The organism is Salmonella sp. 32031103-2018-00083-FB-01-SM-01, from assembly GCF_017571995.1.
Taxonomy (GTDB): Bacteria; Pseudomonadota; Gammaproteobacteria; order Enterobacterales; family Enterobacteriaceae; genus Salmonella; species Salmonella enterica.
The window spans coordinates 383,449-396,562 of record NZ_JAGEQL010000003.1; the positions used below are offsets into that span (position 1 = coordinate 383,449).

Below are 13,114 nucleotides of genomic sequence, written 5' to 3' on the forward strand. Positions count from 1 at the left end.
TGCCAGTAGGCCGGATAAGGCGTTCAGGCCTGCGGGATAATGGCAGGCCTGATAAGCGGTTCACTACGCGAAAAAATTAACCGAGGATTTTTTCCAGCGCTGCGCGCACGTCGGCAACGGCCTGCGTACCGTCAACTTTAGCGTATTTGGTGTTGCCCGCTTCCGCTTCTTTCTGGTAGTAGCCAATCAGCGGCGCGGTCATCTGATGATATTCCACCAGACGTTTGCGAACGGTCTCTTCCTGATCGTCTTTACGGGTGGTCAGATCTTCGCCGGTGACGTCATCTTTGCCTTCCACTTTCGGCGGATTAAACTTTACGTGGTAAACGCGGCCAGAGGCGGCGTGTACGCGGCGACCCACAATACGGTCAACGATCAGTTCGTCCGGTACGTCGAATTCCAGCACGTAATCCACGACAATACCCGCTTCTTTCATCGCGTCAGCCTGCGGGATCGTGCGCGGGAAACCGTCCAGCAGAAAACCGTTACGGCAGTCTTCCTGGGCGATACGCTCTTTAACCAGCGCAATCACCAGTTCATCGGTCACCAGTTTACCGGCGTCCATGATATCTTTCGCCTGTTTGCCCAACTCGGAGCCTGATTTCACTGCGGCGCGCAGCATATCGCCAGTGGAGATTTGCGGAATACCATATTTCTCCATGATGAACTGAGCCTGAGTTCCTTTACCCGCGCCCGGAGCGCCAAGCAGAATAATACGCATTACGAAAATCCCCTCAAAGGTTGTCGATATTTTTTAAAAAGCGCTAAACGATACCACCATCACGCATTTCGCTCAAGGAAGCCGCCTGATGCTGAAACGGTTAACGAAGAGAAATCGAGAAAAGAGAAGGTATTATAAAAAATGCCGGATGGCGCTGGCGCTTATCCGGTCTACAAACAGTACTCGCCCGTAGGCCGGATAAGATGCTTCGCGTCGCTATCCGGCAGTCACAAAACAGTACTCGTCCGTAGGCCGGATAAGACGCTTCGCGTCGCCATCCGGCAGTCACAACACAGTACCCGTCCGTAGGCCGGATAAGATGCTTCGCGTCGCTATCCGGCAATCAGATGAGCGTTATCAGGACACCAGCAACTGGTTCATACGGCGGATAAACTGGTTCGGATCTTCCAGCGTACCGCGTTCAGCGAACAGCGCCTGATCCAGCAGCAGCTCGACCCACTCTTTAAACTGCGCTTCATCCTCGGTATCGGCAGTGCGTTTGACCAGCACATGATCCGGGTTGAGCTCAAAGATGTATTTCACTTCCGGCACGGACTGACCGGCCGCAGCGAACAGTTTCGCCATCTGGGTGCTCATTTCATCCGCATCGGTGGTGACAATCGCCGGCGTGTCGGTTAAACGATGCGTCAGACGCACCTCTTTCACGCGATCGCCCAGCAGGGTTTTGACACGCTCCACGAACGGCTCAAGCGCCTTTTCCGCTTCTTTCGCGTTTTCGTCGACTTCATCCGCCAGTTTTTCGATGGACTCATCGGCTTTAGCGACCGACTGGAATGCTTTACCGTCAAACTCGGTCAGGTAGTTCATCATCCACTCGTCGATGCGATCGGAGAGCAGCAGCACTTCGATGCCTTTCTTACGCAGCAGTTCCAGGTGCGGGCTGTTTTTCGCCGCCGCATAGCTGTCTGCGGTGATGTAGTAAATTTTTTCCTGCCCTTCTTTCATCCGGGAGACGTAATCTTCCAGCGACACGGTCTGGGCGGAAGAGTCGGTATGGGTGGAGGCAAAGCGCAACAGTTTGGCGATCGCTTCCTGGTTGGCGTGATCTTCCGCCGGGCCTTCTTTCAGCACCAGACCGAACTGTTTCCAGAAGGTTTGATATTTTTCCGCGTCGTCTTTCGCCAGTTTTTCCAGCATTTGCAGAACGCGTTTGGTCAGGGCGCTGCGCAGATTACGCGTTACCGTGCTGTCCTGCAGGATTTCACGGGAGACGTTCAACGGCAGGTCGTTAGAATCAATCAGGCCGCGCACGAAGCGCAGATAGTTCGGCATGAACTGCTCGGCATCGTCCATAATGAACACGCGCTGTACGTACAGCTTCAGACCATGTTTGTGATCGCGGTTCCACAGATCCCACGGCGCCTGCGACGGGATATACAGCAGGCTGGTGTACTCCTGCTTCCCTTCCACGCGGTTGTGGCTCCAGGTCAGCGGATCGGTGAAATCATGCGCGATGTGCTTGTAAAACTCGTTGTACTCGTCGTCTTTAATTTCCGACTTGTTGCGGGTCCACAACGCCTGGGCCTTGTTAATTTTCTCCCAGGAAATCACGGTTTCGCCGTCTTTTTCTTCCCGTTTTTCAATCTCTACCGGCAATGCGATGTGATCGGAATATTTGCTGATAATCGAGCGTACGCGCCAGTCATCGAGGAATTCATCTTCGCCTTCACGCAGGTGTAAGGTGATTTCCGTACCACGGTCATTTTTGGTGATATCGGCAACGGTGTATTCGCCTTCGCCTGCCGATTCCCAGAATACGCCATTTTCCGGCTTGTCGCCTGCCGCACGGGTACGTACGGTCACTTTATCGGCCACAATAAACGCGGAATAGAAGCCTACGCCAAACTGACCGATGAGCTGGCTATCTTTCGCCTGATCGGACCCCATTGATTCGAGGAAAGATTTGGTGCCGGACTTGGCAATGGTGCCTAAGTGGTCAATCACCTCATCACGATTCATCCCCACGCCGTTATCGGCAATGGTCAACGTACGCTTATCTTTATCGAAAGAGACGCGCACACGCAGCTCGCCATCTCCTTCATACAGGTCCGGGTTTGACAGAGCGCGGAAACGCAGCTTGTCCGCCGCATCTGAGGCGTTAGAGATGAGTTCACGCAGGAAGATTTCTTTATTGGAATAAAGAGAATGGATCATCAGGTGCAGAAGCTGTTTAACTTCTGACTGAAAACCACGCGTTTCTTGTCCTTTCATGTGGATAGACCTCAACAATGCCATTTTTAATGGTAAAAATACGTTGAGGGTGAGATGGGGACAAGCGGGTGTGATTTCAAGCGGAGGCCGCGAATGCCGCCTCCGTTTGTTCAGAAAATAATCTTATGGCGTCCCGCCAGCGAGTGGGACAGCGTCGTACCGTCGACCATCTCCAGTTCGCCGCCAACCGGCACGCCGTGGGCGATACGACTGGCTTCGACGCCGGCCTCCGCGCACAGCTCGGCAATATAGTTCGCGGTAGCCTCCCCTTCAACCGTCGGGTTGGTCGCGAGGATCAGCTCGCTGATTTTTTCTGACGCCAGCCGCTGTTCCAGACGATCGAGACCGATATCATCCGGCCCGATGCCGTCCAGCGGCGACAGGTGGCCCATCAGCACGAAATACCGCCCGGAAAATTGCCCGGTCTGCTCAATGGCGTAGATATCCGCAGGACTCTCCACCACGCAAATCTGGCCGTTTTCCTGACGCCGCGGGTTCGAACAGATATTACAAACATCCTGCTCGGTAAAGGTGCGGCAGTCGGCGCAGTGGCCGATTTCCGACATCGCCCGGGTCAGCGCCTGCGCCAGGCGCATTCCGCCGCTGCGATCGCGCTGCAACAGGGTAAACGCCATCCGCTGCGCCGACTTAGGGCCGACGCCCGGAAGGCAGCGCAACGCTTCCATAAGCTGAGTTAACAGCGGACTGGTTTGCATCAGAATGGCATCTTAAAGCCTGGCGGCAGTTGCATACCGGAAGAGACGGAGGCCATCTTCTCTTTTTGCGTCTCTTCAATGCGGCGCGCCGCATCGTTGAAGGCCGCAGCGACCAGATCTTCCAGCATCTCTTTGTCATCTTCCAGCAGGCTTGGGTCTATTTCCACGCGGCGGCAGTTATGCGCGCCGTTGATGGTAACCTTCACCAGACCCGCGCCGGATTCGCCGGTCACTTCCAGCTGCGCAATCTCTTCCTGCATTTTCTGCATTTTTTCCTGCATCTGCTGGGCCTGTTTCATCAGATTGCCCAGACCGCCTTTTCCAAACATAAGCTCTCTCTCTTGATGGTTCACAATCGCAAGCCAGGCTTACGATCAAATGGGGCGGATACTCTCTTCATCCAGCTCGGCGTCGAAGAATCGACGCAGCGTCTGAATGTTATTATCCGCGATAATTGACTCACGCGCTTGCGCGAGTTTCTCTTCATAAATAGCCTGACGCCATTCCAGCGGCGTACGCACCGCGGGATTATCATCTTCAACGATGGTCAGTTCAACCGTCGTTCCCGTCAGATCGCTGAGCGCTTGCGCCAGCTTTTGCTGCGCGCCGCTGGAATTGAGGTGCCGCTGCGTCGAGCGCAGATGCAGACAAACCGCGTTGCCGTTCTGCTCCTTCCAGGCATTAAGCGCCACCTGCTCCACCAGCTTAGGCAAAGAAAGCTGGCTTACCTGCGCCGCCCACGGATCGCGCTCAATCGCTTCCGCCGCCAGTTTAGCCGCCAGCTCCGGCGTTTTTTCATGCTCCAGAGCTTTCTTAAGCGCTTTTGGCGTAGCCACCACTTCTTTGGTTTGTACTACCGGCGTGGTGGCCTTCCAGCGATAAGCCTCTTTCTTTACTGGCGCCGTTTCCAGCGCAGACGGCGCCGGGCGCGCCTGTACGCGCTCCGAAACCGAGGCCAGCCGCTCCAGCGCAGAGTTATTCACCGGCCGCGCGCGGGATGCGGCTGCCGGTTCACTCTTTTTTGTTTTGGTTACTCCCTGCGCGCGCTGTAGCTGATTGCGCGCCGCCAGCACCTGACTGGTAGACGCTGGCAGCGGCGCTGGCGATGTCTGCGGCGCGGGCGCCGACGGCTGCTGCACCTGCGGCGGCGTCATTACCGCCGTTGAGGCCACGGGCGCAAAAGACTGCCGCGGCGTTTCAGGCTCCGGCAAGGGCATACGCGGGTGAAACGCCAGCGCACGCAGTAACGTCATTTCAACGCCCATCCGCCGGTCCGGCGCCCAGGGCAATTCTTTGCGACCAATCAACAACGTCTGATAGTAGAGCTGAAGATCGCCGGGAGGCACCGTCCGGGCAAGTTCGCGCATCCGTTGCTCGATAGCCGCCATATCGCTGCCTAACGCGGCAGGCGAAAGTTGCACCATCGCAATACGGTGCAGCAGGCTAAGCATTTCGACCAGCAGCGCTTCCCATTCAATACCGCGCGCCGCCGCCTCGTTGATAAGCGACATGACGCGTTCGCCGTTAGCGTCAACCACCGCCTCGACTAATGACAAAGCCTGGTCGTCGTCCAGCGTACCGAGCATGGCGCTTACCGCCTGCGTCGAAACCTGCCCGTCGCCGCTGGCGATCGCCTGGTCAGTCAGACTTAATGCATCGCGCAGGCTGCCGTCAGCCGCACGTGATAACAACTGCAACGCGCGGGGTTCGTGAGCGATATGTTCCTCATTGAGAATATGCTCAAGCTGATGGCGAATCTGTTCAACATCCAGAGCTTTGAGATGAAACTGTAGGCAGCGCGACAAAATGGTCACCGGCAGCTTCTGCGGATCGGTGGTCGCCAGTAAAAATTTCACATGCGCTGGCGGCTCTTCAAGCGTTTTAAGTAACGCATTAAAGCTGTGGCGCGACAGCATGTGGACTTCATCGATCAGATAGACTTTAAAGCGACCGCGCGCAGGCGCGTACTGGACGTTATCCAGCAGGTCGCGGGTGTCTTCGACTTTGGTACGCGATGCGGCGTCAATCTCAATGAGATCGACAAAACGCCCCTGCTCAATTTCCCGACAATTATCGCAAACGCCGCACGGCGTCGCGGTAATACCGGTTTCGCAGTTCAGCCCCTTCGCCAGCAGTCGGGCGATAGAGGTTTTACCGACGCCGCGCGTGCCGGAAAAAAGATATGCGTGATGAATGCGCCCTAACGACAAGCCGTTCGCCAGTGCGGTCAGCACATGTTCCTGGCCGACGACGTCAGCAAAGGTTTGTGGGCGCCATTTTCTGGCTAAGACCTGATAACTCATTGGCAGGCTCTGAAACGCTGGAAGGTGGATTCATAGAAGGGTAATGCTAACACAACCTCGCCGATACAGCGAGGTTGTCTCTCTGGCTAAAATAGCAGTGCGGATAGCCTGAATCAATGCCCTGGAAACGGCACCAGGCTATAACAGGTAATCCCCTGCTTTTCCAGACGCTGCTCGCCGCCCAGATCGAACAAATTGATGATGAACGCCGCATCGGTGACTTTCCCGCCCAGACGACGGATCAGCTTCACGGTCGCCTCAATGGTGCCGCCAGTCGCCAGCAGATCATCCACGACCAGCACGTTGTCGCCAGGTTTAATCGCGTCGACATGGATTTCCAGCTGATCGGTGCCGTACTCTAATTCATAGGTCTCGGCAATAGTTTCACGCGGTAATTTGCGCGGTTTACGTACCGGAACAAAACCAACGCCCAGCCCAAGCGCAACCGGCGCGCCAAACAGGAAGCCACGCGCTTCGGTGCCGACCACTTTGGTGATACCCGCATTTTTATAACGCTCAACCAACAGTTCAATACTGAGCGCGTAGGCTTTCGGGTCTTCCAGTAAGCTGGTGACATCACGGAAAAGAATGCCCGGTTTCGGGTAATCCTGAATGCTTTTGATGCTGTTTTTGAGAAACTCAAGCTGCTGTGCAGTCGCGGTCATGGATATATGCCTGCTAAGTACGGTGTTACTCACGGCGCAATACTTTTCAGTCAGGGGTAACGCTCGGTTACTCTTTGACCGCCTGCGCCTGTGCTCGAAAACGGTCGAATTTACTGGCTGTGAACGACAATTGCAACAGCGATTCGTGTGCTTCAGCGCTTTTGTTGCTTTTCATCAATCACCGGTATCCGCCACATAAAAATCAGCAGGCAGGCCAAAATAACCAACAGCAGCACCCGCACCCACATCATATTCACCAGCCACAGCGATATACCAAAGGTCAGCAATATCAACGCGATCGCTCGCGGTTTCGCTCCCGGCGGCATGGCCCGATAGCGCTGCCAGTGGCGCAGATAACCGCCAAACCATGAGCGGTATAACAACCAGGCATGGAAACGCGGCGACGAGCGGGCGAAACACCAGGCCGCCAGTAAAATGAACGGCGTAGTCGGCAACAGGGGCAAAACCACGCCCAATGTCCCTAATACTACCGCCAGCCAGCCAATGATGATTAAAATAGTACGTTGCATAATGCGAATCGTTATCAAACAGAAGGCTACTGTAGCACAGCCTGTCTTATTTTCATCGGGGTGTTGAATTGAAAACCGCTATGCTGTTACAGACGCTGGAAGAGAGGCTGGCGACGCTACGCCAACGCTGCGCGCCGCTGGCGCAACATGCGACGTTAAGTGCGCGCTTTGACCGACACCTTTTCCGTACCCGCAGTACTCTGTTGCAGGGATATCTGGAAGAGGCAGACGCCAATCTCGCCGCGTTGCGTCAGGCGGTAAAACATGAGCAACTGCCGCAAGTCGCCTGGCTGGCGGAACATCTGGCTTCGCAACTGGAGGCGATATCGCGTGAAACCGCCGCCTGGTCGCTGCGCCAGTGGGACGCCGCCGCGCCAGGGCTTGGCCGTTGGCAGCGCAGACGAATACAGCATCAGGAGTTTGAACGTCGACTACTGGCGATGACACAGGAGCGCAAAATTCGTCTGGCGCAGGCGACCGGCCTTGTCGAACAACAAACGCTGCAAAAGGAAGTCGAGATCTATGAAGGACGGCTGGCGCGCTGCCGACATGCGCTGGAGAAAATAGAAAACGTACTGGCGCGTTTAACCCGTTAACCCTGGAGAAAGTATGTCGCTTGAAAATGCCCCTGATGAAGTCAAACTGGCCGTGGATTTAATTGTGCTGCTTGAAGAGAATCGCTTACCGGCACGAACGGTGCTACGCGCGCTGGAAATAGTTATGCGAGATTATGAAAACAAGTTAAAAAGTACGGAAGACGACTCGCAAACAGAGTAATTGCCCCCTGGTTTGTCCTCGTTGTCGCTGACAAAGTGGTCGCTACAGTCAGGCAACAAGGGACGGGTCATGGAACGTCTACCCACCACGCCGCACGATGCGGTATTTCGACAGATGCTGATGCAAAAAGAGGTCGCCCGCGACTTTCTGGCTATCCACTTGCCAGAAGACTTTCTTGCAATCTGCGATCTGGATTCACTGAAGCTGGAGTCAGGGAGTTTTGTTGAAGACAATTTACGCAGCCGCTATTCAGATATTCTCTACTCTCTGCATACCCAACACGGCCCCGGGTATGTTTACGCGCTCATTGAACATCAGAGCAAATCAGACCGGCTGATGGCTTTTCGCCTGATGCGGTACGCCATTGCCGCCATGCAGCGTCATCTGGATGCCGGTCATGATACCTTGCCGCTGGTGGTGCCAATCCTCTTTTATCACGGTTCGGAAAGCCCGTGGCCCTATAGCCTTAACTGGCATAATATGTTTGTGAAACCGGATATGGCGAAGGCCTTATACAGCCGCGATTTTGCGCTGGTCGACCTGACGATAATGCCGGATAATCAGCTTTTGCAGCATCGGCGGATAGCGATGTTAGAGCTCCTGCAAAAACATATTCGTCAACGCGATTTAAGCGAACTGCTCGACCCCCTTATCACGCTTTTAACGCAGGATCATTTGACGGACACGCAGCTCAGTGTGCTGATCAACTATATGTTGAAAGCAGGAAACGCCGCAGAACCCGGGGCGCTAATTCGTCAACTGGCGCAGGGCGCGCCGCAGTATAAGGAACAACTGATGACAATAGCGGAATGGCTGGAAGAAAAAGGCCGAACGGAAGGGTTGCAAAAAGGCCTTGAGCAAGGGTTAGCACAAGGCCGTGAGGCCGAAGCGCGCGCTATTGCCCGCAAAATGCTTGCCAACGGGCTGGAACCCGGGCTCATCGCCAGCGTCACCGGCATTACGCCGGAAGAGCTTTCTACGCTTTCTCATTAGCGGCGCCGCGCGCACTCATAAAGCGCGCAGCCCACCGCCTTTTAGCTTGCCGTAGGCGCCAGATCGCCGCCGTTGAGATCGCGCTTCACTTCAGTGACTTCGTCGCCCTTCGCGTTATGCAGATGCACCTCAAGCTGGTTAAAGGCGATATTGATATCATTTTCACGGCACAGTCGATCGATCGCGCGGTTCAGTTCATCCACCGTATGGCTACGATCGCGCAATTCACGCACGTATAAACGCAGTTCATGATCCAGAGTGCTGGCGCCAAAGGTGGTGAAGAATACGGCAGGTTCCGGATCGTGCATCACCTTCGGATGCTCCATCGCCGCCTGTAGCAGGACTCTTTTCACTTTCTCCAGATCCGAGCCATAAGCCACGCCAAGCCGGATCACCAGACGGGTCGTGGTATCGGAGAGGGACCAGTTAATCAGCCGCTCCGTCACGAACGCTTTGTTCGGAATGATCACTTCTTTACGATCAAAATCGGTAATAGTGGTAGCGCGAATACGAATCTTACTGACCGTGCCGGAGTAGGTGCCGATCGTTACCGTATCGCCAATGCGTACCGGACGTTCGAAGAGGATGATTAAACCCGAGACAAAGTTACCGAAGATCTCCTGTAGCCCAAAACCGAGACCTACCGACAACGCCGCCGCCAGCCACTGGAGTTTATCCCACGAGACGCCGAGCGATCCGAATACTGTCATCGCGCCAACAGCGATAATGACGTAGTTAAGGATCGTGGTGATCGCATACGAAGCCCCCTGGCGCATATTGAGGCGTGAAAGCACCAGCACTTCCAGCAGGCCGGGTAAGTTGCGGATGAGCGCCCAGGCCACCATCGCGGCAATAATGGCGAATAGCAAGCTACCCATCGTCACGCTTTTCACCACCGCAGCGCCAGCTTCGGAGCCGTTGTAGTGCCACAGCGTGATGCTATCAAGATAGCTGAATACGGTGATCAAATCGGACCAAATCGCCCAGAACATAACGCCGAACAGGGCAAGCATTAGCAGCATCGTGATACGTAATGTTTGCTGGTTAATTTGCTCCAGCGCGATGGCGGGTTCCTCCTGTGGCTCCGCGCCTTCCGCTCCCTCTTTTACCAGGTTCTGACGACGAGCCAGCGCGCGTCGCCAGGCAATCCGGCGTGCCGCTACGCTTAACCCGCGCAGCACCGTTTGATAAAGCAGGTTCCAGATAATGACCAGATAGACGGTTTCAATCCAGCGCCCCGCCAGGCGCAGGGTGGTATAGAAATAGCCGGTCGCCGTTAATACCATTAACGCCACCGGAATGATGGAAAGAATCGTCACGGTCACCAGTCGAATGCCGTGAGATTCTTTATCGCGCCAGCTTTCCCGGCACAGTGGCCACACCAGCAATGTTATGACCAGCAGATTGAGGAAAATAACCGCCTGCCCCAGCACGTCATCCATCAGATTCAGCGGCGACAACTCCGCCACCACAGACCAAAAGTGCAGCGGCAGCAATGCGAGGCTAATGCGTACAATCTGGCGACGCCAGTGGCTGGTCAACTGCGCCGGCATACCAAAATGGCGTATCGCCACGCCCTCTTTTTCCAGCACCTTCCAGCACAGTCCAAAGACCAGCCAGAACATCGCGAGCTTTTTACTAAAGGCCCAGAGCAGATCGCTGATATTTAGCTGCATGGTCAGCAAGATCAGTCCAAGCGCGAGGATAATCAGGCACACCGGCAGCGCGCGGATCAGATCGATCAGAATAGCTTTTGGCGTATTGAGCTGACTATCGTTACGCAGCGATCCCACGGCGGCGGCCAGCTTCTGTTGATACGCTTTTAACCATTTCAGACGCCAGCGGATTAAACCGGCGATGAGCAAGAGCGGCAACCCGGCCAAAAAAGCAATAAATACCGCGGGCCAGGCTTTTTGCCAATTCACCGTGATTTTCATGGCGCTGAATTGCTCTTTTAACGTTTGGGGGAACGCTTTAAGCCAGTCCCAGTCCATAGGGCGGTTACTGTTCACCCAAAAAATCTGCTGCGTCAGAATGGCTTTCAGATTTTTCGAGACGCTCATCAACTGCTGCTGGTTAACTTGCAGGTTAATCGCCATCATCAGCTGGTTACCCAACTGTTTATTTAGCTGATCCAATAGCTCACGGCGCATCTCCACCACCTGAAGCAACGCATCATGAACTTCATCATTCACCTCGCTGGTATGCCCCTCCTCCAGCTTGTCGACAAAGGCATCGCTTTGGAATAAGGCATCACGCTGCTGGTTGATTTCAAACTGCTCCAGACGCAAATCCGCAATGCGGTTGGTCATATCTTCGAGTTCGTCGGCGGAGGGCAGGGTTTGCTGCTGTTGATAAAGAATACGCGACAGCAACAGGCTGCCTTTTAAGACGGCAATCTGTTCTTTGATATTTCTTTCCGACTGCAGCGCGCGATCGAGCCAGTTTTTTACTTTAATGTTTTGCTGCATCAACATATTGCCGTTTTCGGTCGCGACAATCAGACGCTGGCTGAGTTGATGGTTAATATCCAGTTCCTGTTTTACCAGTGGGTTCGCCTGGATACGCGCCGTTTCGTCCGGCGAAATGGCCTCCTGGGCCGTTTTTTCCGTTAGCGTAAGTCGTTTACTGTTGACCGCCTCCTGTAAAAGTTGAAGCTGATGTTCAAGGCGATTACTGTTGGCCGTCACGTAATCCCGCTGTTTTTGCAGGGTGTCCTGCAAAACGGTATTCCCTTCAAGACTCTTACGTTGCTGGTCGATCTGCGCATTAAGCAGCGCCTGTTTTGCCTGTAATAACACCTGTTGGCTGGGGCGAAGCGCGGCTTCCCCGACGTTATTGCCGTCCAGACGGTTACGGATTTGCTGTATTTGCTGCGAGGCGGTATACATGGCGTTTTGCACGCGCTCAGGCTGGGTCTGTAGCGAAACAAGCTGGCTGTTATAAGCGGCAAGATCGTTTTGCGAATTTTGCAAATCATCCAGTACCTGCGCCACACGCAGCTCAAGCTGACGTAACGAAAGCGCACTCAGCGTTTTTCGCATTTCATCATCATTATCGACATCGCTCAGCGCATTCAACGCAGCCGTCGCCTGGCGCATTTTTTCAGGCGCCTGCGCCACCTTCTGCCGTAGCTGTACGGTCTCCTCTTTCACCCGCTCGATTTTCTCCAGCGTAGCTAACGTATCAATAAGGTCTTGCTGGACGAGCTTATCCTGGGCGGAGAGATCTTTTTGCTTATTCAGCGTATCCAGCTGGTTTTGCACATCCGCTTTTGACGGCAGGTCGCCATTCGTTTGCCCCCGGGCAAATGCCAGAGACTGACAGGACAGCAGGATAATAAGGACGCTAATTGTAATAAAAACAAAATGCTGTGAACGTTTATAAAGCTGCAACATAGTCATGAGAATGAAGTGTCTGAACCGGCAAGCAGACCGGAAATAATTGAGTCGCAAGAATATCACGCCTGTAACAAACAGAATAGCGACACAGAAAATGTCCAGGAGTTTTCCTGGAATATTATCAGGGGGAGCCGGTGACCGTCGACGCGCGCAGCGTCGGACACAATTGATACATCTCCAGCAGGATCGTGACGTAGGCGCGAGCTTCTTTTTTTAAATCAAACGATTGCGGAGCAAATAACCAGTTTTCCATGAGCCCTGAAATAAAGCTGCGCATCAGTACCGCCGCACGACGGGTCAGCAGATTTTCAGGCAGCATTTTAGCATTAATACAATGTTTTAACGTTTGTTCAATCCGATCGTAACTTTCCAGACAAAGGCTACGTTGCGCCTGTTGAACCACAACCATTTCTCCGACAAACTCACATTTATGGAATATAATCTCCATCAATAAGCGGCGTCGTTCTTCTGTTACAGTAGCTTCAAGAATATGAACTAAAATTTCTCTTAATACAGATAGTGGATCGTCGGGGAATTTTGCCTGATACTCAATCTCAAGCTCACCAATATTGGATTCTGATAGCTCCCAGATCTCACTGAATAAATCCGACTTATTTTTGAAATGCCAATAGATTGCGCCGCGCGTCACGCCAGCAGCGTTCGCAATCTCCGCCAGCGAGGTTGCCGATACGCCTTGCTGCGAGAACAAACGCAGGGCCACATCCAGGATGTGTTGTCGTGTCTCCAGCGCTTGTTGTTTGGTTTTTCGTGCCATA

Annotated in this window: 12 protein-coding genes and 1 other annotated feature; of the genes, 3 read left to right on the forward strand and 9 right to left on the reverse strand. The window is 54.1% G+C overall.

Going from position 1 to position 13,114, the window contains the following annotated elements; translation table 11 throughout:
* Positions 1-76: 76 nt before the first annotated feature.
* The 7 genes from adk to J4614_RS11595 all read right to left on the reverse strand — a co-directional run bounded on the left by adk (position 77) and on the right by J4614_RS11595 (position 7,167).
* Positions 77-721, reverse strand: coding sequence for an adenylate kinase (gene adk / locus J4614_RS11565; RefSeq protein WP_001220237.1), 645 nt, complete (start codon positions 719-721; stop codon positions 77-79).
* Between the two features lie 357 nt (positions 722-1,078).
* Positions 1,079-2,953, reverse strand: a complete 1,875-nt coding sequence (gene htpG, locus J4614_RS11570) for a molecular chaperone HtpG (RefSeq protein WP_001523272.1) — start codon at positions 2,951-2,953, stop codon at positions 1,079-1,081.
* A gap of 110 nt (positions 2,954-3,063) precedes the next feature.
* Positions 3,064-3,669 (reverse strand): recombination mediator RecR, encoded by a 606-nt coding sequence (gene recR, locus J4614_RS11575; protein ID WP_001195023.1) that lies wholly within the window; start codon positions 3,667-3,669, stop codon positions 3,064-3,066.
* The gene (locus J4614_RS11580) at positions 3,669-3,998 is read right to left on the reverse strand and encodes a YbaB/EbfC family nucleoid-associated protein (protein ID WP_000467098.1); all 330 of its coding nucleotides are present in this window, start codon (positions 3,996-3,998) and stop codon (positions 3,669-3,671) included. The genes recR and J4614_RS11580 overlap by 1 nt, the downstream gene beginning before the upstream one ends.
* Positions 3,999-4,043: 45 nt before the next feature.
* Complete coding sequence (gene dnaX / locus J4614_RS11585; protein ID WP_001529011.1) at positions 4,044-5,972, reverse strand: DNA polymerase III subunit gamma/tau; 1,929 nt, start codon at positions 5,970-5,972, stop codon at positions 4,044-4,046.
* Positions 4,647-4,711: a sequence feature (DnaX frameshifting element), on the reverse strand. (Overlaps the previous gene by 65 nt.)
* A 113-nt stretch (positions 5,973-6,085) precedes the next feature.
* Entirely contained in the window at positions 6,086-6,637 is a 552-nt protein-coding gene (apt, locus tag J4614_RS11590; RefSeq protein WP_000127350.1) for an adenine phosphoribosyltransferase, read from the reverse strand.
* A gap of 152 nt (positions 6,638-6,789) precedes the next feature.
* Complete coding sequence (locus J4614_RS11595; RefSeq protein ID WP_001189860.1) at positions 6,790-7,167, reverse strand: DUF454 family protein; 378 nt, start codon at positions 7,165-7,167, stop codon at positions 6,790-6,792.
* A 68-nt stretch (positions 7,168-7,235) separates the two neighbouring features.
* On the opposite strand from J4614_RS11595, the gene priC reads away from it, so the two are divergent.
* From priC to J4614_RS11610, 3 genes are all read left to right on the forward strand, one after another.
* On the forward strand, positions 7,236-7,763 hold the full coding sequence (gene priC, locus J4614_RS11600; RefSeq protein ID WP_001575715.1) for a primosomal replication protein N'': 528 nt from the start codon (positions 7,236-7,238) through the stop codon (positions 7,761-7,763).
* Between the two features lie 13 nt (positions 7,764-7,776).
* Entirely contained in the window at positions 7,777-7,944 is a 168-nt protein-coding gene (gene rsmS, locus J4614_RS11605) for a pleiotropic regulatory protein RsmS (RefSeq protein WP_000051161.1), read from the forward strand.
* Positions 7,945-8,013: 69 nt separating this feature from the next.
* Entirely contained in the window at positions 8,014-8,937 is a 924-nt protein-coding gene (locus J4614_RS11610; protein ID WP_208293178.1) for an Rpn family recombination-promoting nuclease/putative transposase, read from the forward strand.
* 41 nt (positions 8,938-8,978) lie between these two features.
* Here the strand turns inward: J4614_RS11610 and mscK are convergent, their stop codons facing one another.
* Positions 8,979-12,341: a mechanosensitive channel MscK gene (gene mscK / locus J4614_RS11615; protein WP_000178238.1), complete on the reverse strand. Its 3,363-nt coding sequence runs from the start codon at positions 12,339-12,341 to the stop codon at positions 8,979-8,981.
* 118 nt (positions 12,342-12,459) lie between these two features.
* The gene (gene acrR, locus J4614_RS11620; RefSeq protein ID WP_000101760.1) at positions 12,460-13,113 is read right to left on the reverse strand and encodes a multidrug efflux transporter transcriptional repressor AcrR; all 654 of its coding nucleotides are present in this window, start codon (positions 13,111-13,113) and stop codon (positions 12,460-12,462) included.
* Position 13,114 lies beyond the last annotated feature (1 nt).